The sequence below is a fragment of the Agromyces marinus genome (genome assembly GCF_021442325.1).
GTDB lineage: Bacteria > Actinomycetota > Actinomycetes > Actinomycetales > Microbacteriaceae > Agromyces > Agromyces marinus.
In genome coordinates this window covers 3,147,903-3,172,687 of record NZ_CP087879.1, presented here as the reverse complement: position 1 = coordinate 3,172,687, position 24,785 = coordinate 3,147,903, and the positions used below count along the sequence as shown (strand labels likewise).

26 protein-coding genes are annotated in these 24,785 nt (G+C 72.3%); 21 read left to right on the top strand and 5 right to left on the bottom strand.

Going from position 1 to position 24,785, the window contains the following annotated elements:
• Positions 1 to 88 precede the first annotated feature (88 nt).
• On the top strand, positions 89 to 694 hold the full coding sequence (locus DSM26151_RS14985; RefSeq protein ID WP_234660320.1) for a hypothetical protein: 606 nt from the start codon (positions 89 to 91) through the stop codon (positions 692 to 694).
• On the top strand, positions 691 to 975 hold the full coding sequence (locus DSM26151_RS14980; RefSeq protein WP_234660319.1) for an ABC transporter ATP-binding protein: 285 nt from the start codon (positions 691 to 693) through the stop codon (positions 973 to 975). The genes DSM26151_RS14985 and DSM26151_RS14980 overlap by 4 nt, the downstream gene beginning before the upstream one ends.
• Positions 976 to 1,118: 143 nt before the next feature.
• Here DSM26151_RS14980 and purB read toward each other — a convergent pair whose 3' ends face one another.
• Together purB and DSM26151_RS14970 are read right to left on the bottom strand one after the other, a co-directional pair.
• Positions 1,119 to 2,504 (bottom strand): adenylosuccinate lyase, encoded by a 1,386-nt coding sequence (gene purB / locus DSM26151_RS14975; protein WP_234660318.1) that lies wholly within the window; start codon positions 2,502 to 2,504, stop codon positions 1,119 to 1,121.
• Positions 2,501 to 3,028, bottom strand: coding sequence for a low molecular weight protein-tyrosine-phosphatase (locus DSM26151_RS14970; RefSeq protein WP_234660317.1), 528 nt, complete (start codon positions 3,026 to 3,028; stop codon positions 2,501 to 2,503). The genes purB and DSM26151_RS14970 overlap by 4 nt, the downstream gene beginning before the upstream one ends.
• A 100-nt stretch (positions 3,029 to 3,128) precedes the next feature.
• On the opposite strand from DSM26151_RS14970, the gene DSM26151_RS14965 reads away from it, so the two are divergent.
• From DSM26151_RS14965 to DSM26151_RS14955, 3 genes are all read left to right on the top strand, one after another.
• Positions 3,129 to 4,049 (top strand): aminoglycoside phosphotransferase family protein, encoded by a 921-nt coding sequence (locus tag DSM26151_RS14965; RefSeq protein ID WP_234660316.1) that lies wholly within the window; start codon positions 3,129 to 3,131, stop codon positions 4,047 to 4,049.
• Positions 4,050 to 4,142: 93 nt separating this feature from the next.
• The gene (locus tag DSM26151_RS14960; protein ID WP_234660315.1) at positions 4,143 to 4,493 is read left to right on the top strand and encodes a hypothetical protein; all 351 of its coding nucleotides are present in this window, start codon (positions 4,143 to 4,145) and stop codon (positions 4,491 to 4,493) included.
• A complete protein-coding gene (locus DSM26151_RS14955; RefSeq protein WP_234660314.1) occupies positions 4,481 to 5,989 on the top strand; it encodes a hypothetical protein in 1,509 nt (502 codons plus the stop codon). The genes DSM26151_RS14960 and DSM26151_RS14955 overlap by 13 nt, the downstream gene beginning before the upstream one ends.
• A gap of 3 nt (positions 5,990 to 5,992) precedes the next feature.
• Here the strand turns inward: DSM26151_RS14955 and DSM26151_RS14950 are convergent, their stop codons facing one another.
• Entirely contained in the window at positions 5,993 to 6,373 is a 381-nt protein-coding gene (locus DSM26151_RS14950; protein WP_234660313.1) for a phage holin family protein, read from the bottom strand.
• A 155-nt stretch (positions 6,374 to 6,528) separates the two neighbouring features.
• On the opposite strand from DSM26151_RS14950, the gene DSM26151_RS14945 reads away from it, so the two are divergent.
• From DSM26151_RS14945 to DSM26151_RS14930, 4 genes are all read left to right on the top strand, one after another.
• On the top strand, positions 6,529 to 7,611 hold the full coding sequence (locus DSM26151_RS14945) for a histidinol-phosphate transaminase (RefSeq protein WP_234660312.1): 1,083 nt from the start codon (positions 6,529 to 6,531) through the stop codon (positions 7,609 to 7,611).
• A gap of 43 nt (positions 7,612 to 7,654) precedes the next feature.
• Positions 7,655 to 8,788 carry a thiamine pyrophosphate-dependent dehydrogenase E1 component subunit alpha gene (locus tag DSM26151_RS14940; RefSeq protein ID WP_234660311.1) on the top strand — a complete coding sequence of 378 codons (1,134 nt, stop codon included), beginning with the start codon at positions 7,655 to 7,657 and terminating at the stop codon, positions 8,786 to 8,788.
• A gap of 68 nt (positions 8,789 to 8,856) precedes the next feature.
• On the top strand, positions 8,857 to 9,822 hold the full coding sequence (locus tag DSM26151_RS14935; protein ID WP_234661911.1) for an alpha-ketoacid dehydrogenase subunit beta: 966 nt from the start codon (positions 8,857 to 8,859) through the stop codon (positions 9,820 to 9,822).
• 55 nt (positions 9,823 to 9,877) lie between these two features.
• Complete coding sequence (locus DSM26151_RS14930) at positions 9,878 to 11,221, top strand: dihydrolipoamide acetyltransferase family protein (RefSeq protein ID WP_234660310.1); 1,344 nt, start codon at positions 9,878 to 9,880, stop codon at positions 11,219 to 11,221.
• Here the strand turns inward: DSM26151_RS14930 and DSM26151_RS14925 are convergent.
• On the bottom strand, positions 11,218 to 11,517 hold the full coding sequence (locus DSM26151_RS14925) for an HNH endonuclease (RefSeq protein WP_326491025.1): 300 nt from the start codon (positions 11,515 to 11,517) through the stop codon (positions 11,218 to 11,220). The genes DSM26151_RS14930 and DSM26151_RS14925 overlap by 4 nt on opposite strands.
• Before the next feature lie 145 nt (positions 11,518 to 11,662).
• Complete coding sequence (locus DSM26151_RS14920) at positions 11,663 to 12,160, bottom strand: GNAT family N-acetyltransferase (protein ID WP_234660308.1); 498 nt, start codon at positions 12,158 to 12,160, stop codon at positions 11,663 to 11,665.
• Positions 12,161 to 12,285: 125 nt separating this feature from the next.
• Between DSM26151_RS14920 and DSM26151_RS14915 the strand changes: the two genes are divergently transcribed.
• The 12 genes from DSM26151_RS14915 to DSM26151_RS14860 all read left to right on the top strand — a co-directional run bounded on the left by DSM26151_RS14915 (position 12,286) and on the right by DSM26151_RS14860 (position 24,785).
• Positions 12,286 to 13,377: a metal ABC transporter substrate-binding protein gene (locus DSM26151_RS14915; RefSeq protein ID WP_234660307.1), complete on the top strand. Its 1,092-nt coding sequence runs from the start codon at positions 12,286 to 12,288 to the stop codon at positions 13,375 to 13,377.
• Between the two features lie 4 nt (positions 13,378 to 13,381).
• Entirely contained in the window at positions 13,382 to 14,140 is a 759-nt protein-coding gene (locus DSM26151_RS14910; RefSeq protein WP_234660306.1) for a metal ABC transporter ATP-binding protein, read from the top strand.
• A gap of 37 nt (positions 14,141 to 14,177) precedes the next feature.
• A complete protein-coding gene (locus DSM26151_RS14905; RefSeq protein ID WP_234660305.1) occupies positions 14,178 to 15,053 on the top strand; it encodes a metal ABC transporter permease in 876 nt (291 codons plus the stop codon).
• Positions 15,053 to 15,895, top strand: coding sequence for a metal ABC transporter permease (locus tag DSM26151_RS14900; RefSeq protein ID WP_234660304.1), 843 nt, complete (start codon positions 15,053 to 15,055; stop codon positions 15,893 to 15,895). Before DSM26151_RS14905 ends, DSM26151_RS14900 begins: the two co-directional genes overlap by 1 nt.
• Positions 15,892 to 16,284 carry a Fur family transcriptional regulator gene (locus DSM26151_RS14895; protein WP_234660303.1) on the top strand — a complete coding sequence of 131 codons (393 nt, stop codon included), beginning with the start codon at positions 15,892 to 15,894 and terminating at the stop codon, positions 16,282 to 16,284. Before DSM26151_RS14900 ends, DSM26151_RS14895 begins: the two co-directional genes overlap by 4 nt.
• A 10-nt stretch (positions 16,285 to 16,294) precedes the next feature.
• Positions 16,295 to 17,386 carry a permease gene (locus DSM26151_RS14890; protein ID WP_234660302.1) on the top strand — a complete coding sequence of 364 codons (1,092 nt, stop codon included), beginning with the start codon at positions 16,295 to 16,297 and terminating at the stop codon, positions 17,384 to 17,386.
• A complete protein-coding gene (locus DSM26151_RS14885) occupies positions 17,379 to 18,107 on the top strand; it encodes a TIGR03943 family putative permease subunit (protein ID WP_234660301.1) in 729 nt (242 codons plus the stop codon). Before DSM26151_RS14890 ends, DSM26151_RS14885 begins: the two co-directional genes overlap by 8 nt.
• Complete coding sequence (locus tag DSM26151_RS14880) at positions 18,097 to 19,470, top strand: WD40 repeat domain-containing protein (RefSeq protein ID WP_234660300.1); 1,374 nt, start codon at positions 18,097 to 18,099, stop codon at positions 19,468 to 19,470. Before DSM26151_RS14885 ends, DSM26151_RS14880 begins: the two co-directional genes overlap by 11 nt.
• A 366-nt stretch (positions 19,471 to 19,836) precedes the next feature.
• Positions 19,837 to 21,246 carry a quaternary amine ABC transporter ATP-binding protein gene (locus DSM26151_RS14875; protein WP_234660299.1) on the top strand — a complete coding sequence of 470 codons (1,410 nt, stop codon included), beginning with the start codon at positions 19,837 to 19,839 and terminating at the stop codon, positions 21,244 to 21,246.
• Complete coding sequence (locus DSM26151_RS14870) at positions 21,243 to 22,202, top strand: ABC transporter permease (protein ID WP_234660298.1); 960 nt, start codon at positions 21,243 to 21,245, stop codon at positions 22,200 to 22,202. The genes DSM26151_RS14875 and DSM26151_RS14870 overlap by 4 nt, the downstream gene beginning before the upstream one ends.
• A 155-nt stretch (positions 22,203 to 22,357) precedes the next feature.
• Entirely contained in the window at positions 22,358 to 23,254 is an 897-nt protein-coding gene (locus DSM26151_RS14865) for a glycine betaine ABC transporter substrate-binding protein (RefSeq protein WP_234660297.1), read from the top strand.
• 163 nt (positions 23,255 to 23,417) lie between these two features.
• Positions 23,418 to 24,785, top strand: coding sequence for a glutamate decarboxylase (locus DSM26151_RS14860; protein WP_234660296.1), 1,368 nt, complete (start codon positions 23,418 to 23,420; stop codon positions 24,783 to 24,785).

The window sequence follows — 24,785 nt, the reverse complement described above, 5'->3', positions numbered from 1 at the left end:
TGGCGCATCGACGGGTCGCGTGCGGCATCCTCACAATCGGGCTCCACGTAGGATTGGGGACGTTCCCCCCGAATCGAGAGAGGTCGTCGTGGCCGAAGCCCGCGAAGCCGCGCCCGAACGTGCAGGCGCCTGGCTGCTGCCGGTGATCCGCGGTGCGGTCGCGATCGTCCCGTCGGTCGTCATCACCTTCAGCCAGGACCACTCCCCCATGCTCGGCCTGGCCGTGTTCGGCTGGTGGGCGCTGGGCGCGGGCGCACTCATCGGCGCGCTGTCCGCGCGACTGATCGCCGACCGGCGCTCCCGGTGGATCTTCGTCGCGAACGGAGTGATCACCGCCGCCGCGGGACTCATCGCGCTGCAGCTCGTGGTCGGCGGCTCGGCGAGCGTCGCGCTGTTCACCTTCACCGTCGCCGTGTGGGCGGCCGTCACCGGCATCCTCGAACTGTTCGCGGGCATTCGCGCCCGAGGGCGCATCGCGGCAGCGCGCGACTGGCTCGCCGTCGGAGGGCTGACCGCGGCCCTCGCCCTGGTATTCGTCCTGTTCCCGCTCGATCCAGTCACCGCGGTCGGCCTCTTCGGCGCCTACCTCGTGGTGATCGGCGTGCTGCTCGTGATCGGCGGACTCTCACTCAAGTGGGCGACGTCGGGGGTCGTGGCCTCCGACGACGCCGCACCCGGATCGGAGCGATCGTGACCAACACTCCCGACGGCGGGTACCGCCCGAAGCGCCGCGACCTCCTGCGCCCCATCGAGTACGTCGGCGGCGCCGCGATCGCGTCGGTGTTCACCTCGATCATCGTGTTCTTCGGAACGCACGACTGGACGCTGACGCTCATCACGTTCGGCGGCGTCTTCATCGTCGTGCTCATGGTGCTCGCCCTGTTCACGATGGCCGTGAAGCCGAACCCCGGCGAGCACGGCGACGGCACCGGCGGCGACCCCGCGCGCAAGCCCCCGGGCGACGCCGGGCACTGACGCGGGCGGGGCACTGACACTCGCCGGGTCTGCGCCACTTCGCCGCCCGTTGCGCCGGCTGTAGTGGCGCAACGCCGCGCAACTGGCGCACTCAGAGTGGGGTCGCCCGCGCCGGGGCGCCCGCGCCAGGCGCGGCGCGCGCGTCAGGCGTCGAGGCGGTCGACGAGCGCGTCGGCGAGCCCGACGTAGGTCGCCGGCGTGAGGGCGAGCAGGCGCGCCTTCGCGTCGTCGCCGATCTCGAGGCCGCGGACGAACTCGGCGAGCTCGGCACCGCCGACCCGCTTGCCCCGCGTGAGCTCCTTCAGCAGCGCGTACGGGTCGGCGATCGAGGACCGCCCCGCGGCGACCTCGGCGCGGATGACCGTCTGGATCGCCTCGCCGAGCACCTCCCAGTTGCCGTCGAGGTCGGCCAGCAGCAGGTCGCGGTCGAGGTCGATCTCGCCGAGTCCGCGCAGGATGTTGTCGAGCGCGAGCAGCGAGTGGCCGAAGCCGACGCCGATGTTGCGCTGCGAGCTCGAGTCGGTCAGGTCGCGCTGGAGCCGCGAGGTGACGAGCGTGGCCGCGAGCGAGTCGAGGATCGCCGACGACAGCTCGAGGTTGGCCTCGGCGTTCTCGAAGCGGATCGGGTTGACCTTGTGCGGCATCGTCGACGAGCCGGTGGCGCCGGCCGCGGGGATCTGCCGGAAGTACCCGAGCGAGATGTAGGTCCAGACGTCGGTCGCGAGGTTGTGCAGCACCCGGTTCGCGTGCGAGATGCGGGCGTACAGCTCGGCCTGCCAGTCGTGCGACTCGATCTGCGTCGTCAGCGGGTTCCAGCCGAGTCCCAGCCCCTCGACGAACTCCCGCGACACGGTGGGCCAGTCGACCTCGGGGGCCGCGACGAGGTGCGCCGAGAACGTTCCGGTCGCACCCGAGAACTTGCCCAGGTACTCGGTCGCCTCGACCTGGCGGAGGATCCGCTCGAGCCGGTGCACCGTGACCGCGAGTTCCTTGCCCATGGTCGTGGGCGTCGCCGGCTGCCCGTGCGTGCGGGAGAGCATCGCCGCGTCGCGGTACTCGTGCGCGAGCCCGATGAGCTTCGCGATCACCGCGCGGTACTTCGGCAGCCACACCTGCGCGACGGCGTCGCGCACCGTGAGTGCGTACGAGAGGTTGTTGATGTCCTCGCTCGTGCACGCGAAGTGCGTGAGCTCGGCCAGGTGCGACAGGCCGAGCTCGTCGAGCCGGGCGCGGACGTAGTACTCGACGGCCTTGACATCGTGGCGCGTGGTCGCCTCGGTCCGGGCGAGCTCGTCGATGGCCTCCTGCCCGAACTCCGTCACGACGCGTCGGAGCGCCTGCTTCGCGTCATCCGCCAACGGGCTCGTGCCGAAGAAGCCGCGGTCGGTCTGGGCGATGAGCCACTCGATCTCGACGTGCACGCGTGCCCGGTTCAGGCCCGCCTCGGAGAGGTGCTCGCCGAGTTCGCCGACGGCGGCGCGGTAGCGCCCGTCGAGCGGGCTGAGCGGCTGGGGAGGCAGCGAAGTCATCGGATTCCTTGTCTGAGAGCGGGAGCGAGTTGCCGGAAGAGGGCCGACGTCGACCGCTCTATCATCCCAAGAACCCGGTCGAAGGTCGCATCGTCGCTGTAGTAGGGGTCGGGGACGTCATGGACCCCGGCCAGTTCGGGGTCGAACTCGAGCAGCAGGCGCACCTTGTGCTCGTCGACGCTCGTGCGCGCCCAGTTGCGGAGCACGCGCGACTGGCCCCGGTCGAACGCGACGATCAGGTCGAGGCGCACGAAGTCGGCCGGGTCGAACTGGCGGGCCCGGTGACGGCTGCCGTCGTAGCCGGCCCGCTCCAGGGCCGCGAGCGTCCGGCGGTCGGCCTGCTCGCCGACGTGCCAGTCCCCCGTCGCCGCGGACTCGATCTCGAGCCGGTCGGCGAGCCCCGCCCGGTCGGCGAGGGAGCGCAGCACGGCTTCGGCCATCGGCGACCGGCAGATGTTGCCGGTGCACACGAAGGACACCCGGAAGCGCTGCGCGGAGTCCACCACGGCGTCCGCACGCGTCATGGAACCCTATTCTGGACCCCGCACCCGCCCCGCGAACAGAGCCGGATGGGGTGCGGGTACCGTGGGCCGGTGCCGAGCAGGCGGAGGAGGAGGGGGAGGCATGAGCGGCGACGCACCCGAAGCGGATGTCGCCGTCGACGCCGCACTCGTCACCCGGCTCGTCGCGGCGCAGCACCCGGAGTTCCTCGGCGAGGTCCGGCCGGTGGCCTCGGGATGGGACAACGCGATCCTGCGGCTCGGCGAGCGCTGGGCGGTGCGGATGCCGCGGCGCGAGGTCGCGGCCGGGCTCGTCGCATCCGAGCTGAGGTGGCTCGGCGAGGTCGCCGGAACCCTGCCCGACGGCGTGCTCGCGCCCGTGCCCGTCGCCGCCGGCGAACCCGCCGAGGGCTACCCCTACCCGTGGAGCATCACACCGTGGTTCGACGGTGCGGCCGCGACATCCGTCGACCCGATCATGCGCCGGGACCTCGCCGAGCCGCTCGCCGACGTGATCGTCACGCTCGGGCGCCCGGCACCCGCCGAGGCGCCCCACAACCCGTTCCGCGGCGTGCCGCTCGCGTCGCGCGCCGACGTCGTGCCCCAGCGGATCGCGTCGGGTCGCCTCGAGCGGGTCGCGGCGACGGATGCCGCTGCGCTCGCCGCGCACTGGCGGGACGCGCTCGCAGCGCCCGCCTGGACGGGTGCGCCGCGCTGGGTGCACGGTGACCTGCATCCGGGCAACCTGCTCGTCGAGCCGGCCGACGGAGGGGGCGTGCGCCTGGTCGCCGTGCTCGACTTCGGCGACCTCTGCGCGGGCGACCCCGCGACCGACCTCGCGGCCGCATGGATGGTCTTCGACGCCGAGGGTCGGCGGCGCTTCCGCCGACGGATCGAGTCGCTGCGGGCGACGGATGCCGCGGACTGGGCCCGTGCGCGCGGCTGGGCGATCCTGATGGGGACGGCGATCGTCGACGCGATCGGCGTCGAGGGGCCCATCGGCCGGGTCGGGGCCCACGCGCTCGTCGAGGTGCTCGGGGTCTGAGACCGTTCCTCCACGGCGCGGCGCGTGCGCGGGTTCAGCACGGGTACGGGTTCGCCCGCCGGGGCGGCGGGTCGGCTGCACGAGGATCGCCTGGTGCTGATCGATCACGAGTGGGCGGCGACGCTCGCCGCGCGGCGCCGCGAGATGCTCGAACCCGAACTCCTGGCCCTTCGGGTGCTGCGGGCCGAGATCGCGTGCGTGCGACCCGGGCTGCTGGTGGAGCGCGTCGAGGGGTGGCAGTCGCTCGCCGGCGACCGGTACGCGGATCTCATGCGCGACCTCGCCGGCGCCCTCGCCGACGCTGAGACCGAGCTCGAGCGGGCCGAGCGCGAAGCGCAGGCGGCGGTCCTGGCGCTCGAGGAGGCGGAGGCCACGGCGCGCCGACTGGCGATGGCCCCGCCGACGCCGCATCGGCCGAACCCGGGTGCGCCATGGGTGGGCTGAGCGTCACGAGCGGCGACTCGGTGTCCGTCCGGACGGAGTCGATCACCGCGGAGGCGGTCAGGCTGGCCGCGGCGGCCCACCTGATCGGCGGATGGGCCGAGCGTGCGGGCGCCATCGGCGGGCGCCTCGCGAGCGGTCAGGCGTCGCCCGGCCCGCTGCTGAGCCGCGTCGGGCAAAGCGCGGAGGCGGCGAGCGGCCGGCTCCGCCGAGCGGTGGTCGGCGCCGAGCTCGCCTCCCGGGGGCTCGTGCTCGCGGCCGCCGAGTATGAACGTGCCGAGGAACTCGCCGATGTCGGGCGGCGGCTGGGCACGGGCCTGCTCGGGATCATGGCCTCGACGATGCTGCCGGGGCTGGCGATCGGAGGCGGCATCGTCGCTGCGTCCGGGTGGCTCGGCCACCGGGCGGTGACGCTCGTTCACGGGCAGCACGCCGCCGATGCGGCGCTCGCGGAGCTGATCGAGGCCGCGGGCTCGGGAATCCTCTCCGATCCCGCGTTCGTCGACCTCGTCCGGGGCGTCGCCGATGGCGCAGACGAGTTCGTCGCGGGCCTGCTCGGTTCGGGGGCGCTGTTCGCCGTCGGCGCAGAACTCGACGCGCCGGAGAACGCGCGCGTGCTGCTCGCGGCCGCCGCCATCGTCGGGCTCGCGACCGGTGCGGGCACCGCGGTCGCCGCGTTCGGGGAGACCGGCGTCAGGGCGGAACGCGCGACGGCCGCGGGCAGCCCGGACGGGCGGCACGGAGCGACCGGCGCCGGCCCCGCTCCGCCGCCGCGCGGCGTCGGCGATCTCGCCGACCGTGTCCCGACCGGCGGCGACGGCAGCCCCCAGGTCCGCATCGAACGGTACGGCCCGCCCGAGGAGCGCCGATGGATCGTGTACTCGGGCGGCACGCGAGACTTCGGCGTCGTGCCGGCCGGAGAGCCGTACGACATGACCTCGAACCTGCACGCCGTGGCCGCGGCATCCGCTCTCCCCCTCACTCTCGAGGCGGCTGCCGCCGAGCGGGTCGTCCGCGAGGCGATGACACAGGCCGGCGTCGCGCCCGGCGAACCGATCGTCGTCGTCGGGCATTCGGCGGGCGGCATCGTGGCGGCGAACCTCGCCGCCGACCCCGGGCTCGCCGTGGTCGGCGCGGTCAGCCTCGGCGGTCCCGTGGTGCAGGTCGACACCGGCGGCACGCCGATGGTCTCGGTCACGCACCCGGAGGACCTCGTTCCGGCCACGGGCGGCGCGGGCCGGCCCGTCGCCGATCGCATCGACGTGCAGCGCAGCCTCGGCGAGGTCCGCGCCCGCGAGGGCGCCCCGCTGCCCGCGCACGCCCTGACCGAGTACCGGGTCACGGCCGAGCTCATCGACGAGTCCGACGACGCGCGACTCGTCGCGTTCCGCGGCATCGTCGACGACCTCACGCGCGGCGAGGTGCCCGAGACGACGCACTGGACGGGAACTCGGGTGCCCGCCGAGGAGGTCGCCGGCTCGGGCGGTGGCGGGGTGTGAGCGTCAGTCCCCCGGGCGGACCACGAGCCCGATCAGCCAGCTGATGAACCCGAGCACGAGCGCGCCGAGCACGCCCCACCAGAATCCGTCGACCACGAGACCGAAGCCCATGAGCCCGCTGACCCAGTCCACGAGCAGCAGCAGCAGGCCGTTGACGATGAACGAGAGCAGGCCGAGCGTGATGACGTAGAGCGGGAACGCGACGATGCGGATGAACGTTCCGAGGGTGCCGTTCACGATGCCGAAGATCGCGGCGACGAGCAGGTAGGTCAGCACCGTCGCGACATCCGTGTTCTCGTACGGGACGACCCGCACGCCCGAGACGAGCAGCGTCGTGAGCCACAGCGCGAACGCCGAGACGATGACCTTGACGAAGAAACGCATGGCCCCACTATGTCAGCGAGCCGCCCGCTGCCGACAGACCCGCCGCGGGCGGGCCACCGCAGCACCGCCCGCAGCACCGCCCGCAGCACCGCCCGCGGCACCGCCCGCGGATCGCCCCGCGGAGCGGCCCCTCGCGAAGAGGTACCGTGGATGCCGTGACCGCATCGGAGCCCACGCCCACGCAGGTGCGCCTGCGCCCTGAGATCGCCGCACTGCCGCCGTACCGACAGGGGCGTCCCGCTCCGGCCGACGGCTTCAAGCTCTCGAGCAACGAGAACCCCTGGCCGCCGCTCGAGGCGGTGCGTCGGGCCGTCGCCGACGCTGCGGGCGAGGTCAACCGCTATCCGGATGCCACCGCGCTCAGCCTGCGCGAACGCCTCGCCGATCGCTACGGCGTGGGTGTCGACGAGGTGCTCGTCGGCGCCGGCTCGGTCTCGCTGCTCGCCCAGTTCATCCTGGCCGCATGCGCCCCCGGCGACGAGGTGGTGTACTCGTGGCGCTCCTTCGAGGCCTACCCGGGGCTCGTGACCGTCGCCGGTGCGACGAGCGTGCAGGTGCCCAACCGCGCCGACCACGGCCACGACCTCGACGCCATGGCCGAGGCCGTGACCGAACACACGCGGGTGATCATCGTCTGCTCCCCCAACAACCCGACCGGCGTGCCCGTCACCGCCGAGGGGTTCGAGCGGTTCATGGCGCGCGTGCCCGAGGACCGTCTGGTCCTGCTCGACGAGGCGTATGCGGAGTTCGTCCGGGACGAGGCATCCGTCGTCGGCGGTTCGCTCATCGGCCGGTACCCGAACCTCGTGCTGCTCCGCACGTTCTCGAAGGCGTACGGCCTCGCCGGCGTGCGCGTCGGGTACGCGATCGGGCCGGTGCCGATCCTGGACGCCGCGCGGACGACCGCCATCCCGCTTGGAGTGACGGCCGTCGCGACCGCCGGTGCCCTGGCCGCCCTCGAACCCGCGAACGAGGCCGAGCTGTTGCAGCGCGTCGACGCGCTGGCCGCCCGCCGCGATGCGCTGCGCGCGGCCCTCGTCGACCAGGGCTGGGCCGTGCCCGCCGCGCAGGGCAACTTCGTCTGGCTCCCGACCGGTGAGCGCACGGCCGAGGTCGCCGATCGCCTCTTCGAGGCCGGTGTCGTCGCGCGCGCCTTCCCGGGCGACGGGATCCGGGTCTCGGTGGGCGAGGAGGCGTCTGTCGATGTGCTCCTAAGGGTTCTCAAGGGTCTTGTCTGACCTCCACAAGTTCGGCCCCCGGGCGACCGGGTACCGTGGAACAGTGGCAGCCCCCTCACGCGACTTCACCGCACCGACGGTCCAGCTCCTGACGCCCGAGGGAGAGCTCCGGCCGACCCCCGAGGCCGAGGAGCTCCTGCCGGTGATCGAGGCGTTGCCCGACGCCGCGCTCGAGCAGTTCTACCGCGACATGGTCGTCTCGCGCCGACTCGACGTCGCGGGGGCGAACATGCAGCGGCAGGGTCAGCTCGCGCTCTGGGTGCCAAGTTCGGGCCAGGAGGCCGCGCAGGTCGGATCGGCCCGTGCCGCCCGCCCGCAGGACCACCTCTTCCCGTCGTACCGCGAGCACATCGTCGGCATGATCCGGGGCCTCGACCCGGTCGCGATCCTCTCGCTGCTGCGCGGCGCGACCCTCGGCGGGTGGGATCCCGAGGAGAACGGCAACTTCCACCTCTACACGCTCGTCCTCGCCTCGCAGACCCTGCACGCCACGGGGTACGCCATGGGCCTGCAGTTCGACGGCGCGACGGCGACCGGCGACCCCGAGACGGATGCCGCGGTGCTCGTGTACTACGGCGACGGCTCGACCTCCCAGGGCGATGCGAGCGAGGCGCTCGTGTTCGCGTCGAGCTACCGCACCCCGCAGGTCTTCTTCGTGCAGAACAACCAGTGGGCGATCTCGGTCCCGGTCTCGCGCCAGTCGCGCAGCCCGCTCTCGCTTCGCGGCGGCGGGTTCGGCATGCCCGGCATCCGGGTCGACGGCAACGACGTCCTCGCGAGCTACGCGGTCACGCGGCGCGCCCTCGAGGAGGCCCGCGCGGGCGAGGGTCCGACGTTCATCGAGGCGGTGACCTACCGCATGGGCGCGCACACGACGGCCGACGACCCGACAAAGTACCGCACCGACGACGAAGTCGCGTACTGGACGGCGCGCGACCCGATCGACCGCTACCGCACCTGGCTGGCGGGCCGGGGCGCGTCGCAGGAGTTCTTCGACGCAGTCGACGAGGAGGCCGGCGACATCGCCGCCGACGTCAGGAACCGTTCGCTGTCGATCACCGCTCCCCCGCGTCGCGAGATCTTCGAGCACGTCTACCACGACGCCCACCCGCTGATGGAGGCGCAGGCGGCCTGGCTCGAGGAGTACGAGACCTCGTTCGAAGGAGACCGCGCATGACGGCACCGACGGCCGCCCGGGTGGCGGATGACGCGGTCGCGGACGCCGAGCTCCGCGGCGTGCACACGATGTCGATGGCCAAGGCGATCAACGCCGGTCTGCGCGAAGCGCTGCGCAACGACCCGAAGGTCCTGCTCATGGGCGAGGACATCGGCGCGCTCGGCGGCGTGTTCCGGGTCACCGAGGGCCTGCTCGGCGAGTTCGGCGACCGGCGCGTGCTCGATTCGCCGCTCGCGGAGTCCGGCATCGTCGGCACGGCCATCGGCCTGGCGATGCGCGGGTACCGCCCTGTGCTCGAGATCCAGTTCGACGGCTTCATCTTCCCGGCGTTCGACCAGATCACGACCCAGCTGGCCCGCATCAACCTGCGCCACCGCGGCACGATGCCCATGCCGGTCGTGATCCGCGTGCCGTACGGCGGGCACATCGGGTCGATCGAGCACCACCAGGAGAGCCCCGAGGCGTATTTCGCGCACACGCCGGGCCTGCGGGTCGTGAGCCCGTCGTCGCCGCACGATGCGTACTGGATGATCCAGGAGGCGATCGCCTCGAACGATCCCGTGCTGTTCTTCGAGCCGAAGAGCCGGTACTGGCCCAAGGGCCCGGTCGATCTCGACCACTCGGGCCTGCCGTTGCACTCGACCCGCGTGATGCGTCGCGGTGACGACGTCACCCTGGTCGGGCATGGCGCGATGGTGGCGACGCTGCTCCAGGCCGCCGACATCGCGGCCGAGGAGGGGCGCAGCCTCGAGGTCATCGACCTGCGTTCCATCTCGCCTATCGACTTCGATCCGATCGTCGACTCGGTGCAGCGCACGGGACGGCTGGTCGTGGCGCAGGAGGCGTACGGCTTCGTCAGCGTTGGCTCGGAGGTCGCCGCCACGGTGGCCGAGCGCGCCTTCTACTCGCTCGAGGCGCCCGTGCTTCGCGTGTCGGCGTTCGACACCCCGTTCCCGCCCGCGGCGCTCGAGGGCGAGTACCTGCCGAGCGCGGACCGCGTGCTCGAGGCCGTCGACCGCTCGCTGTCCTACTGACCTGTCGGGGCGGCGCCCCGACGACACCCGTCACCAACCGATTCCGAGGAGCACGATGAGCGAGATCCGGTTCCCGCTGCCCGACGTGGGCGAGGGCCTCACCGAAGCCGAGATCGTGCAGTGGCGCGTCGCACCCGGCGATCGCGTGGCCCTCGACCAGGTGTTCGTCGAGATCGAGACGGCCAAGTCGCTCGTGGAGCTTCCGAGCGCCTACGAGGGCGTCGTGAGCGAGCTGCTCGTCGAGGAGGGCCGGACGGTCGACGTCGGGACTCCGATCCTGGTGATCCAGACGGATGCCGCTACCGGCATGTCTTCACCCGAGGCGGCACCCGCGCCCGCGCCCGCCGAGGCGCCGGCAGTGGCCGAGGCGCCTGCTGCCGAGGAGGAGACCGGGGGCGCAGTGCTCGTCGGGCACGGCAGCAGCGGCCCGGCGCGAAGCCGCCGCCGCCACCCCGGGCAGGGTGGCGCGCACCAGCACCTCTCTCCCCCGCAGCCCGCGTCGGCCGCCGCTGCGGCACCGGCGTCGGCCGCCCAGTCGACGCCCGTCCTCGCGAAGCCGCCGATCCGCAAGCTCGCGAAGGACCTGGGCGTCGACCTGTCCCGGGTCTCCCCCACCGGCCCGCTCGGCGAGGTCACGCGCGACGACGTGATCCGCGAGGCGAGCCAGGCGAGCGTGTTCCGGAACATCCAGACGCCCGAGCTCCCGGCCGATCGAGAGACGAGGATCCCGGTCAAGGGCGTGCGGAAGGCGATCGCGCAGACCATGGTGCGAAGCGCATTCTCCGCGCCGCATGTATCGGTCTTCGTCGACGTCGACGCGACCCGCACGATGGAGTTCGTCAAGCGGCTGAAGAGCAGCCCCGACTTCGCGGGGGTGAAGGTGTCGCCGCTGCTGATCATGGCGAAGGCGATGATCTGGGCGGCACGGCGCAACCCCACCGCCAACGCGCAGTGGACCGACGACGAGATCATCGTCAAGCACTACGTGAACCTCGGGGTCGCGGCCGCGACGCCGAGGGGGCTCATCGTGCCGAACGTCAAGGACGCCCAGGCGATGTCGATGGTCGAACTCGCCTCGGCACTCGAGCAGTTGACGCTCACCGCGCGCGAGGGACGCACCCAGCCCGCCGAGATGCAGGGCGGCACGATCACCATCACGAACATCGGCGTGTTCGGCATGGACACGGGAACGCCGATCCTGAACACCGGTGAGGTCGCCATCGTCGCGCTCGGCACGATCAAGCAGAAGCCGTGGGTCGTCGACGGCGAGGTGCGCCCGCGCTACGTGACGACCATCGGCGGGTCGTTCGACCACCGCGTGGTCGACGGCGACGTCGCGAGCCGCTTCCTCGCCGATGTCGCGGCGATCATCGAGGAGCCGGCGCTGCTGCTCGACTAGGCCTCCTCGGCCTTCGGGCGCGGTCGCAGTGCGGCGAGGATCGATGCGTGGCGGCTGAGGAACGCGCGTTCGTCGAGCTTCCTGCGTCGCATCCAGGTCGTGACCTCGCCGTTGTGCTTGCTGGCGTTGCATGACGCGCAGGCGGGAACCACGTTCTCGAAGGTGTAGCGGCCACCCCGGGAGACCGGCTGGATGCAGTCGCGTTGCAGGGGGACGTCTGCGGCCCGGCAGTAGGCACAGCCGGCCCAGGCTTCGCGGAGCGCGGTCCACTGCTCGTCGGTGAGGTCGTTGTCCACGGCGGCCAGCCGCCGCTTGCGTCGCTTCGCATATCGCGCGGCGGCCGCAGCCGATCGCGTGGCGGGGAACCTGCGGCGCGGAGGCACACGTTCACCGTACAGCGCGGTGGTCGCCGACAGGTCGGGCTCACCGCGCCGATGAGGCCTAGAGCCGCGCTTCGAGCAGGACCGAGCCGTCGACGCGCGCGACCTCGACGAGCCCGGCCTGCTCGAGCGTTCGGCGGGCCGGGAGGTTCGCGATCTCGCATTCCGCTCGGGCGGTCGAGACGCCGGCGTCGCGGAGTACGTCGAGGGCAGCCTCGACGACGTGGCGTGCGAGCCCCTCGCCGCGGGCGGCGGGGACGAGGCCGAAGGCGAACTCGACGGCACCCCGCTCGTCGGGCGGGCCGAACAGGTTCACTCCCCCGATGGCGGCGCCTTCGCGGGCGTCGTCGTCGACCCGGCGCACGAGATAGGGGCCGAAGGGGGCCGGGTCGCCGTCCTCGCGAACGGCGCGGATGTACTCGGCGAGCAGTTCGGGCTCATCGGTGAACGAGTATCCGCCCTCCCAGCCGTCGAGAGGGTCGACGTCTCCGCCGAGCAGTCGCTCGGCGTCGGCGAGGGTGAACGGGTGCAGGGTTATCGGGCTCGTGGCGGTTTCCACGGCTGACACTCTCGCACGGACGACCGACGAGCGATAGCCCTGTTTCCGCGAGCGACGTCCGTCTCGCCGCGGCGTCTCCTAGATGGTGTTGACAATCATTATCAATAAAACGTACGCTCGTGGACATGCCCCGCACTCCGACCCGTCGCGCCACGATCCCCGCGCTCGCTCTCTCCGTGTCGTCCATCGCCCTGCTCGCCGGATGCGCCGCCCCCGGCGACGGCGCCGGCGGCGACGGCGTGCAGATCGTCGCGACGACGACCCAGGTCGCCGACTTCGCCGGGCGGATCGTGGGGGACGGCGCCGAGGTGACCGGCCTGCTCGCACCGGGCCAGAGCGCGCACGCGTTCGACCCGTCGGCCGCGCAACTGCTCGCGCTGGGGTCCGCCGACGCGCTCGTCGTGAACGGCGCCGGACTCGAGGAGTGGCTCGACGACGCCGTCGCCGCGTCCGGGTTCGACGGCGTGCTCGTGGACGCGAGCACCGGGATCGAGCTGGAGGCCACCGACGCCGAGCACCACGATCACGACCACGATCACGACCACGGCACAGACGGAGCCGGGGAGGCGGGGGAGTCCGACCACGACGACCACGCTCACGACGACCACGCTCACGACCACGACGAGGAGCACGACCACTCCGGCGGGAACCCCCACATCTGGACCGACCCGGCGCTGGCCGAGCGCATGGCCCTGAACATCGCCGCGGGGCTCGCGGACGTCCCCGGTCTCGACGCGGCAGCCGTCGACGCGAACACCGCCGACTACGTCGCCGAGCTCGACGCGCTCGACGAGTGGATCGCCGCCAACGTCGAGCAGGTCCCCGTCGACGAGCGCCTGCTCGTGACCAACCACGACGCGTACACCTACTTCCTCCACGCGTACGACATCACCTTCGTCGGAAGCGTGATCCCGAGCTTCGACGACAACGCCGAGCCGAGCGCCGCCGAGATCGACGAACTCGTCGAGCGGATCCGGGAGACGGGCGTGCACGCGGTCTTCTCGGAGGCGTCGATCTCGTCCAAGACCGCCGAGACCATCGCCGCCGAGGCCGGCGTCGAGGTGTACGCGGGCGACGAAGCGCTCTACGGCGACTCGCTCGGTCGCCCGGGCACCGACGGCGAGACCTACCTCGGCAGCCAGATCCACAACACGCGCCTGATCCTGCAGTCGTGGGGCGTCGAGCCTTCCGAGCTCCCGGCCGTGCTGCAAGGATGACGGCATGACCGCCGTGCTCGCCCTCGCGGATGCCGCGTTCCGCCACCCGGGCGGCGCCGGCATCTCGGGCGTGCGACTCGAGGTCGCGCCCGGCGAGGCGGTCGCGCTCATCGGGCCGAACGGAGCCGGCAAGTCGACCCTGCTGCGCGGCATCCTCGGGCTCGTGCCCCTCGTCGATGGGGAGATGCGCATCGGCGGCGATACGGATGCCGCTGACGGCATGATCGGGTTCCTGCCGCAGACCGCGGAGATCGACCCCGACTTCCCGATCAGCCTGGAGCAGGTCGTCATGCAGGGCAGGTACCGCCGACTCGGCCTGCTCCGCTGGCCCGGCCGGCACGACCGGCAGGTCGTGCGCGGCGCACTCGGCACCGTTGGCCTCGCCGACCGGGCGCGCACTCCGTTCGGAGACCTCTCCGGCGGCCAGCGGCAGCGCGGACTGCTGGCGCGCGCGCTCGCCTCCGAGCCCGCGTTCCTGCTGCTCGACGAGCCGTTCAACGGGCTCGACCAGACCAACCGCGACGCACTGCTCGAGACCGTCCGGCAGCTCAAGGCCCGCGGCGTCGCGATCATCGTCTCGACGCACGACCTCGAGCTGGCGCGCGAGGTCTGCGACACGGTCCTGCTGCTCAACGGCCGGCAGGTCGGCTGCGGTCCCGTCGAAGAGATGCTCACGCTCGAGCACGTCCAGGAGTGCTTCGAGGGCGTCGGCGTCGAGATCGACGAGCACACGCTCGTCGTGCCCGACCACGAGGGGCATTGATGCCGCCCACGGCATGCGCGCGGCACGGACGAGTGCGATGAGCGTCGGCGACATGCTCTTCGGCGCCTTCGCACTGCCGTTCATGGGCCGTGCGCTGCTCGTCCTGCTCGTGCTCTCGATCGTCGCCGGAATCGTCGGCGTCCTCGTGAACCTGCGCGGACTCGAGTTCGTCAGCGACGGCCTGACCCACGCGGTCTTCCCCGGACTCGCGATCGGCCTCGCGGTCGGCGGCACCGCGGGCCTCGTGCCGGGCGCCGCGATCGCCGCGCTCATCGGCGCCGTGCTCCTCACGCTCTTCGTGCGCGTCGGGGTGACCTCCGACGCGGCCGTCGCGGTCGTGCTCACCGCGACCTTCAGCGTCGGCGTGATCGTCGTCTCGCGCAGCGACGACTACGCGGGCGAGCTCGAGGCGCTGCTGTTCGGCCGGGTCCTGACCATCGCACCGGGCGACGTCGTGCCGCTCGTGATCGTGTCGCTGGTGGCCGCGGCGGCCGTGGCCCTCACGCTCAAGCAGCAGGTGTTCCGAGCGTTCGACCCGGGCGGCAGCCGCGCCGCGGGCGACCGCGGCATCGTGCTCGACCTCGTGCTCAACTGCGCCATCGCGCTGGTCGTCGTCGCCGGCGCGAGCACGGTCGGCACGCTGCTCGTGCTGGCCCTGCTCATCGTCCCGGGCGCCGCAGCGCGGCTCGCGACGCATCGGCTCTGGCTGCTGTTCCCCGTCGCCGCGCTCGTCGGTGCCGTGAGCGCCTGGCTCGGCCTCGCGGTCGGGTTCGGCATCTCGGTCGGCGCAGGCGTCGACGTGCCCGCCGGGGCGACGGTCGTGGCCGTGTTCGTCGGGATCTACGCCGTCATGCTCGCGGCGCGCCTCATCCGCGACCGCGTCGCGGCGACGGCGAAGGCGGGGGCGCACTGATGGGCTACTTCGAACGTGCCCTGCTCGCCGCCGTCGTGATCGGCGCCGGGTCCGGCTTCGTCGGCGCGCTCGTCGTCCTGCGTCGGCGGACGTTCTTCGCGCAGGCGCTCACGCACGCCACCTACCCGGGCGCGGTCCTCGCCGCGGCACTCGGGTTCAGCGTGCCGCTCGGCGCGGCCGTGGCATCCGTCGTCATCGTCGCCGTCATGGCGGCCATCGCCCGCGTCCGCAGGCAGGGCGCCCAGGTCGCGGCCGGGATCGTGCTCACGGGCGGCTTCGCCGCCGGGGCGATCCTGCAGGCGGTGATCCCCGGGCTCCCCGTGCACCCCGAGTCGATCCTCGTCGGCTCGATCCTGACCGTCACCGAACAGGACATCGCACTCGCGGCTGTCGTGCTCGTGGCATCCGTCGCCCTCGTGGTCGCCTTCGGGCCCCGCATCGTGTTCTCGACCTTCGACCCCGCGGGGTTCCGCGCCGCCGGCTTCCGCGAATGGCCCGTCGAGGTGCTCGTGCTCGGCCTCACGGCGGCATCCGTCGTCAGCTCGCTGCCCGCGGTCGGGGCGATCCTCGCCATCGCGCTCATCGCCGCGCCGGCGGCAGCGGCGAAGGCGGTCGTGCCCACCTACCGCGGCGTGCTGCTCGCCGCGCCGGTGATCGGCGCGGCCTCTGGCGTCATCGGGGTGCTCGTCTCCCGGGCGGCCGCCGTCGCGGCGGGCCCGGCGATCGCGCTCGCGGCGACCGGCTTCCTGCTCATCGCGCTCCTCGGTTCCCAGTTGCGGCGGCTACCCTCGAGGCGAGCCCCCATACCGGTGGAGACCGCAGAGGACGCACGGATCGCATGAAACGGAACACCTGGCAGCGCGAGGCGGTGCGCGAGGCGCTCGACGGCACCGACGGATTCATCAGCGCGCAGGCGCTGCACTCCGCGCTGCACGCTGGGGGATCGCCCATCGGCCTCGCGACCGTGTACCGCGCCCTCGGCGACCTCGCCGCGAGCGGCGACGCCGACTCGCTGCAGTCGCCGGAGGGCGAGTCGCTCTACCGGGCGTGCAGCACCGGTCACCACCACCACCTGATCTGCCGCTCGTGCGGGCTCACCGTCGAGATCGGCGCGGACGAGGTCGAGGAGTGGGCCGGGCGCCAGGCGGCCGAGCACGGATTCACGCGTGCGGCGCACGTGGTCGACGTGTTCGGCTTCTGCGCCGAGTGCAGCGCACGCCTCGGCGGATGAGCACGCGCCGGTGACCATCGCACCCGCACGCGGCGACGGCCCGCAGGCGCGACCCACCCCAGCCCGGGCCGTCGCGCCGGGCCTGCTCGCCGCGATGGCGCTCCTCGGTGCGCTGGTCACGGTGCGCGTGCTGGCACCCGAGTCCGCTGCGCTCCCCGAGGGCGGCCTGCAGGACGGGATCACCCTCGCGCTGAGCGTGCTGCTGGAGAGCATCCCGTTCGTGATCCTCGGCATCGCGCTGGCCATCGCGGTGCGCGTGTACCTGCCCACCGAGCGGATCCTCGCGCGCCTGCCGCGTCGGCCCGCGGTGCGGCGGGCGATCCTGTCGCTGCTCGGGGTCGTGCTGCCGGTCTGCGAGTGCGGCAACGTGCCCATGACGCGCGGCCTGCTCATGCGCGGCCTCTCGGTGCCCGAGGCGATGACCTTCCTCCTCGCCGCCCCGATCCTGAACCCGGTGACCATCGTCGTGACGTGGCAGGTGTTCGGGTGGGAGGACGGGATCCTGCTCTGGCGCATCATCGGCGGGTTCGCGATCGCGAACCTCGTCGGATGGCTGCTCGCGAGGCACCCCGATCCGCGGCGGATGCTCGTGCCCGAGCGGGTCGCGGCATCCGGCCACGACCACGGGGCCACCGGGCACGACCACGGGGCCACCGGCCACGACCACGGTGCCGCGGGGCACGATCACGGGGCGCCCGCCTCGCGACTCACGCGCGCCGGGCGGATGTTCCGCGAGGAGTCCGGGGCCGTCATGCCCGCCCTCGTCGTCGGCTGCGCGATCGCCGGCGCGATCCAGGTCGCCGTGCCGCGCGGCGTGCTGGTCGACCTCGGGCAGAACGCGCTGCTGTCGGTGCTCGTGCTCATGGCGCTCGCCTTCGTCGTCTCGATCTGCTCGAACGTCGACGCGTTCTTCATCCTCCCGTTCGCCGGCGCGTTCCTGCCCGGCGGCATCGTGGCCTTCCTGGTCTTCGGCCCGATGATCGACGTGAAGATGCTCGCCCTCATGCGCACGACCTTCACGGCCCGCACGCTCGCACTGGTCACCGCGGTCGTCGCCGCCGCGTGCTTCGCACTCGGAGCGGGGGTGAACGCGCTTGCGTGAGTTCGCGGCCCGATGGGGCGGCGTCGCACTCGTCGCGATCGGGGTGGTCTCGATCGTGTGGTTGGCGGCGACCGGGCGGATGACCCTGTACGTCCACCCGGCTCACGTGCCGTTCGCCGTGGTGATGGCCGTGCTCGGGGGAGTGCTCGTGGCGGTCGCCTGCGCGACCGACGAGCGACGCGGGCGGGGGGCCGCCGCACGCGAGCCCGGTTCGGGACGCAGGGCCGCGTCGAGCCTCGCCGCGGTCGGAGTGCTCGCGGTGGGCATGCTCGTCCTCCCGCCGGCCGCGCTCTCGCCGGCGCTCGCCGCAGACCGGGTGACGGATGTCGCTCCCGCCCTGCTCGCAGGCGACCCCGCCGACGCGGTCGGTGCGGACTCGTCGGAGTTCACCGTGCGCGACTGGGCCTCGGTCGTCGCGTCGGGCGCGGATCCGGGCGCGCTGGCGCCGCCCGAGGCGCTCATCGGCTTCGCGATGCCGTCGGACGAACTGGGCGAGGACGGGTTCGTGTTGACCCGGTTCGCGATCACGCACTGCGCGATCGACGCGCAACCGGTCGGCGTGGAGGTGTCGCTGTCCGGTTGGCGTTCGAGGCTGGCCGAGGGGGAGTGGGTCAGCGTCGCGGGCGTCTTCGGCGCACGCGCGGAGCCGGGCCGGGCCCCGGTGATCGAGGCGACCTCGGTCGAGCCGATCCCGGCACCCGAGGACCCGTATGTCCGCTGAGCACGGGCACGAGCGCGGGCACGAGCAGGCGCGCGATCGCCCGGGGAACGGCCGACGCGCCCGCCGTTCGTTCCGACTGACGGCGGCCGCGCTGCTCTGCGTGCTCGCGACGGTCGGTGCCGCGGCGACGGTCGCCGGAACGGCACGGGGACCGCGCGTGCTCGACACCGTGCTGGCCGTCGACCAGGCGTCGGCCGCGGCGGGAGCGATGGTCCGGTTCCGGTTCGATCGTCCGGTCGATTCGGTCGACGAGATCCGGACCGAGCCGCTCGCACCGGTCGAGGTCGACGTGGCGGACCGGATCGTGGAGGTGCGGTTCGCGGAACCGCTGGCGGACGGCGCCCGCTACCGGGTCGAGGTGGAGGTCGCGGCATCCACCGGAGCGAGCTCGAGGGCCGATGCGGACTTCGAGACCCCAGCTCTGGGCCTGCTGCTGCTCGAACGCGATCCGACCGGTCCCGACCTGGTCAAGCGGACGACGGCCTCGGCGACATCGCCCGAGGCCGTGCACCGTGCCGAGCGGATCCAGCGCGTGGCGCTCGCGGCCGAGGTGGTCGTCGCGCTCGAGGCCGACGCTGCGGGCGCCCTGACGTTGGCGTTCGCGGCACCAGGTCAGGACGAACCCGCACGGCTGCCGTTGCACGGCGCGGCGACGGTGCGTCGCCTGACGGGTTCGCCGACGTCGGCCACGGTCGCGTGGATCGAGTCCGCCGAACGCGGGGCGAACGCGCCGGGCCGGCTCAGGGTCCTGAAGCTGGCGGGGGCGGCGGCGTCGGCTCCCGTCGACGTGACCGACGCGGCAGGGGACCCGCTCGACGTGGTCGATGCCCTGTGGGTGCCGGGCGGCGCGTCGCTCGTGGTCCACCTGCGCGACGGCGGCGTCGGCATCGTGGACGCCGGGTCGGGTGGGTTCACGCACCTCGGCGTGCACGCCGAACTGCGGGGCGTGCTCCCCGGGCGTTCGGCCGCGGTGGTGGCCGACCCGGATGGCACGACCGTGCTGGACCTGGCCACCGGGGCGGCTCGCCGGGTCGACGTGCCGTCGGCCGCGCTGCCCGACGGCGCGATCCCGGGCAGGCTCGTCCCGCTCGACGCCGACGGCGCGCACCTCGTCGACGTCCTGCTGGTCGATGCCGACCGGCCCACCCGGGTCGTGGCGTACGTGGACGGAAGCGGTTCGCGCGTGCTGTTCGCATCCGAGCCGGGAACGGATGTCACGGACGTGTGCCCGTCGCCGAACGGGCGTACCGCCGCCGTCACCGCGGCATCGTCGACGGGCGGACCCGAGACGACCGCGCTGGTCGACATCGCGACGGGCGAAACGCTCGCACGCCTGGGCGGCGGGCGCCCATCCTGGTGCTGACGACCGATCAAGCGCGCTGAAACCCCTGATCAGTGCGAATTCAGTGCAGGCGATTTGTGCCCTGTCCGGGGCGCCGATACGGTGGAGGACGGTCCGCTTCGGACCAGACCACCTAGTCCGCGCCCCCGGTCGCCACGGCTCGTCCCGTGATTCCGAACGGGGTCGTACGGTTCTCCGCGTGGTGTCCGGCCCGGATGGCCGGGCGCGCTGGATTCGGTGTTCGCCCCGGTGGCACAGCACGCACCGCGGCTCGAGCCCGTCTCCCGGATCGCGAGAACCCGGCCGTGACCACGAGCACGCTCCTGCCTGCCGGCCGCACAGCACCCGGGCCGGCGTCCGAGCGCGCCTCGGAGTTCCCCCAACCACATGCTCGAATCGCCCGCAATCGACCCCGAGACCACAACCGAACCCGAACCCGAACTCGACCCCGTCGCCGAGCGTGCCGCGGAGACCGCCCGCCGCGCAGCACCCGCGATCGAGGTCCGCTCGCTCACCCGCTTCTTCGGCAAGCGCCCCGCCGAGGCGCTGCAGAAGCTCCGCTCCGGCGCCTCGCGCGCCGATGTCGCCCACCTCGGCACCGCCGCGGTCGTCGACGCCGAGTTCGACGTCCGCCGGGGCGAGATCTTCGTCGTCATGGGCCTGTCGGGCTCCGGCAAGTCGACCCTCATCCGCATGCTCAACGGCCTGCTCGAGCCCACCTCGGGGTCGGTCACGGTCATGGGGGAGCGCATCACGGGCGTGTCGCCGAAGCGCCTCCGCGCCATCCGCCGCGACCACGTGTCGATGGTCTTCCAGCACTTCGCACTGCTGCCGCACCGGAGCGTGCTCGACAACGCGGCGTACGGCCTGGAGATCCAGGGCGTCCCTGCCGAGGAGCGTCGCGAGCGCGCCGAGCGCGTCCTCCAGCGCGTCGGCCTCGGCGGGTGGGGCGACAAGCGGCCCTCCGAGCTCTCGGGCGGCATGCAGCAGCGCGTCGGGCTCGCCCGCGCACTCGCGGCGGACACCGACATCCTGCTCATGGACGAGGCCTTCTCGGCGCTCGACCCGCTCATCCGCCGCGAGATGCAGGAGCAGCTCGTCGAGCTCCAGCAGGAGCTCGGCAAGACCATCGTCTTCATCACGCACGACCTGAACGAGGCGATGTTCCTCGGCGACCGCATCGCGGTCATGCGGGACGGCCGCATCGTGCAGCTCGGGACGGCCGAGGAGATCCTCACGGACCCGGCCGACGACTACGTCGCCCAGTTCGTCCAGGACGTCGACCGGGCCCGCGTGCTCACGGCGGGCAACGTCATGGAGTCGCCGCGCGCGATCGTGTCGTCGTCGGCCGGACCCCGTGCGGCGCTGCGCATCATGCGCGACCAGCAGACCTCGACGGTCTTCGTCGTCGCGCCCGGTCGTCGCCTGCTGGGCGTGGCGCACGACCGCGAGGTCCTGCGTCTCGTGCAGCGCGGAGCGCGCAGGCTCGACGACGCGGTCCGCGACGACATCGCGACCGTTGGCCCCGACGTGTACCTCTCGGAGCTCTTCGAGAGCTCGGTCGAGCAGGAGCTTCCGCTCGCCGTGGTCGACGACGAGCGGCGCCTGCTCGGCGTCGTGCCGCGGGTGACGCTGCTCGCCGCGCTCGGCAACGTCGCGACGACCGGCGAGTTCCCCGCGGTCGACCCGCCGGCGACCGTGCCGGTCGACGTCATCACGGAGACCCTCCGCAACACCGAGCCGGGCGGGTCCGAACCCGAACCCGTCTCCGCCGCCGACGAGGGGAGCCGCGCATGAACGACTTCCGCCTGCCCCTGGGCACGATCGTCGAGTCGGCGATCGACGTCCTGACCGATGCGCTCGACGGCCTCTTCGCCGTCATCCGCGCCATCTTCGCCGGGTTCTACGGCGCCGTCGACTTCGTGCTCTCCGCACCGCCGTTCTGGGCGGTGATCGCCGTGATCGCGGCCATCGCGTGGCTCGCGAAGGGCTGGAAGCTCGCGATCGGCACGGCGCTGGGCCTCCTGGTGATCGTGGGCGTCGACCAGTGGGACAACGCGATGGACAGCCTCGCGCTGGTGCTCGTCTCGAGTGCGATCGCGGTCGCGATCGCCATCCCGCTCGGCATCCTCGCGGCACGCAACGACCTCGCAAGCCGCGTCATCCGCCCCATCCTCGACTTCATGCAGACGATGCCCGCCTTCGTCTACCTGATCCCCGCACTCATCCTGTTCCGCGTCGGCGTCGTTCCCGGCATCGTCGCGACCATCGTGTTCGCGATGGCTCCGGGCGTGCGGCTGACCGAGCTCGGCATCCGCGGCGTCGACCGCGAGGTCGTCGAGGCCGGCCAGGCGTTCGGCTCGTCGCCCGCGCGGATCCTCCGCCAGATCCAGCTTCCGCTCGCGATGCCGAGCATCATGGCCGGTGTCAACCAGGTCATCATGCTCTCGCTGTCGATGGTCGTCATCGCCGGCATGGTCGGCGCGGGCGGCCTCGGCGGCCAGGTCGTGCAGTCGCTCACGCGCATCGACGTGGGCCTCGGCTTCGAGGCGGGCCTGTCGGTCGTGATCCTCGCGATCGTGCTCGACCGGATCACCGGGGCGCTCGGCACGGGCCGGCGCCGCCTGTTCCGGCGGGGCTCGGAGCCCGCGAAGGCGACGGATGCCTCGAAGACGACCGATCTCGCCGAGACCGGCGGCACGGGCCTGCCCGTGAAGCACTCGGCAGCCACGGCGCCAGTCGGCTCGAAGTAACCAGACCATCCGGTCATCGCACGACCGCCCTGCGGCACGGCGATGCCCGGCATGCCCGGGACGCGGCATCCGCCGCCCCCGGACCCGCGCAACCCCCGCGCGGAACATCCCCAACACCCGTGCCACAGCACACGGGAGGAAAGGAACACCCTGCAATGACCAAGCGTCACCTGATCTCCACTCTCGCCCTCGGAGGCGCCGCGGCACTCGTGCTGTCGGGCTGCTCGACCTCCGGCGGCGACGCCGAGACGCTCGAGAACGGCGACCGCAAGGACGTCACCATCGCCGTGTTCAACGGCTGGGACGAGGGCATCGCTGCGAGCGAGCTCTGGAAGGCCGTGCTCGAGGGCGAAGGCTACGACGTCGAGCTCGAGTACGCCGACGTCGCGCCCGTCTACTCGGGTCTCTCGACCGACGACTACGACGTGGTCCTCGACACCTGGCTGCCCATCACCCACCAGGACTACATCGACGAGTACGGCGACGACCTCGTCGACCTCGGCGCCTGGAACGAGGACGCCAAGCTCACCATCGCCGTGAACGAGGACGCCCCGGTCGACTCGCTCGCCGACCTCGCCGCGAACGCCGACGCGTTCGAGAACCGCCTCATCGGCATCGAGCCCGGCTCGGGCCTGAACCGGGTCACCACCGAGAGCGTCATCCCGACCTACGGGCTCGAGGGCATGGAGTACCTCACCTCGTCGACCCCGGCGATGCTGGCCGAGCTGACCGCAGCGACCGACGGCGGCGAGAACATCGCCGTGACGCTGTGGCGCCCGCACTGGGCGTACGACGCGTTCCCGATCAAGGACCTCGAGGACCCCGAGAACATGCTCGGCGACGCCGAGGGCATCCACTCCTTCGGCGGCAAGAGCTTCGAGGAGAACTTCCCGACGCTCTCCGGCTGGCTCAAGGGCTTCAAGATGGACAGCGAGCTGCTCTACTCGCTCGAGAACGTCATGTTCAACGAGAACGACAGCGACGACTACGGCCCCATCGTGGAGCAGTGGATCGCCGACAACCAGGAGTACGTCGACTCGCTGACCTCCTGATTCGCGCTCGGTCGGGCCCGACGGCCCGTCCCGGCAGCGAAGAGCGGATGCCGCGGTGCCCTCGGGCCCGCGGCATCCGTCGTCTCCACCATCTCACCCAGAACGGGTGACGCGGCCGGGCCGCGTCGGCGCTAGGTTCGGGCGCGAGGGCTGGAGGGGGACCATGCATCACGACGACGAGCTCGAGCCGACGTTCACGCGGGCCGGCGAGGCGACCACCGCGAGGTACACGCGGATCCCGGACGGCGAGATGCTGCCCGAGACGGCGTACCGCATCATCCACGACGAGTCGATGCTCGACGGCAACGCGCGCCTGAACCTGGCGACGTTCGTGACGACGTGGATGGACGAGCACGGCGATCGGCTGTACCACGACGCGTTCGACAAGAACATGATCGACAAGGACGAGTACCCGGCGACTGCGGCGATCGAGGAGTACTGCTGGCGGATCCTCGCCGATCTCTGGAACGCGCCGGACCCGGATGACGCGATCGGCACGTCGACCATCGGCTCGTCCGAGGCGTGCATGCTCGGCGGGCTCGCCCTGAAGCGGCGCTGGCAGCACGCGCGTCGTGCGGCGGGGAAGTCGACCGAGACGCCGAACCTGATCATGTCGAGCGCCGTGCAGGTGTGCTGGGAGAAGTTCTGCAACTTCTTCGACATCGAGATGCGGTTCATCGACACGAGCGACGAGCACCCGCTCATGGACGGCACCGGGCTCGAGGACGTGGTCGACGAGAACACGATCGGCGTCGTCGTGATCATGGGCGTCACCTACACGGGCTCGTACGAGCCCGTGACGAAGGTCGCCGCGAAGCTCGACGAGATCCAGGCTGCGACCGGCCTCGACATCCCGATCCACGTCGACGGCGCCTCGGGCGCGATGGTCGCGCCGTTCCTGCAGCCCGATCTCGAGTGGGACTTCCGCGTCGAGCGGGTGCAGTCGATCAACACGTCGGGCCACAAGTACGGGCTCGTCTACCCGGGCGTCGGTTGGGTGGTGTGGCGGAACACCGCCGCGCTGCCCGAGGACCTCGTGTTCCGGGTGAGCTACCTCGGGGGGTCGATGCCGACGTTCGCGATCAACTTCTCGCGACCCGGTGCGCAGGTGCTGCTGCAGTACTACCGGTTTCTTCGGCTCGGCCGCGAGGGGTACCGCGCGATCCAGCAGGCGTCGCAGGACGTCGCGGTGTTCCTCTCCGGCGAGATCGCCGCGCTCGACGCGTACGAGCTCCTCACCGACGGCCGCGACATCCCGGTCTTCGCCTGGCGCTTGAGGCCCGGCCACACCGACAAGTGGACGCTGTACCACCTCTCCGAGCGGCTCCGGATCAAGGGCTGGCTCGTCCCGGCCTATCCGCTCTCCGGCGACCAGTCCGAGCAGACCGTCATGCGCATCGTGTGCCGGAACGGGCTGAGCCGCGACCTGGCCGAGGACCTGCTGCGCGACATCCGCGAGGAGACCGAGTTCCTCGACGGCCTCGACGGTCCGATGCCGCACGAGGGCCTCGTCAAGACCTTCCACCACTGA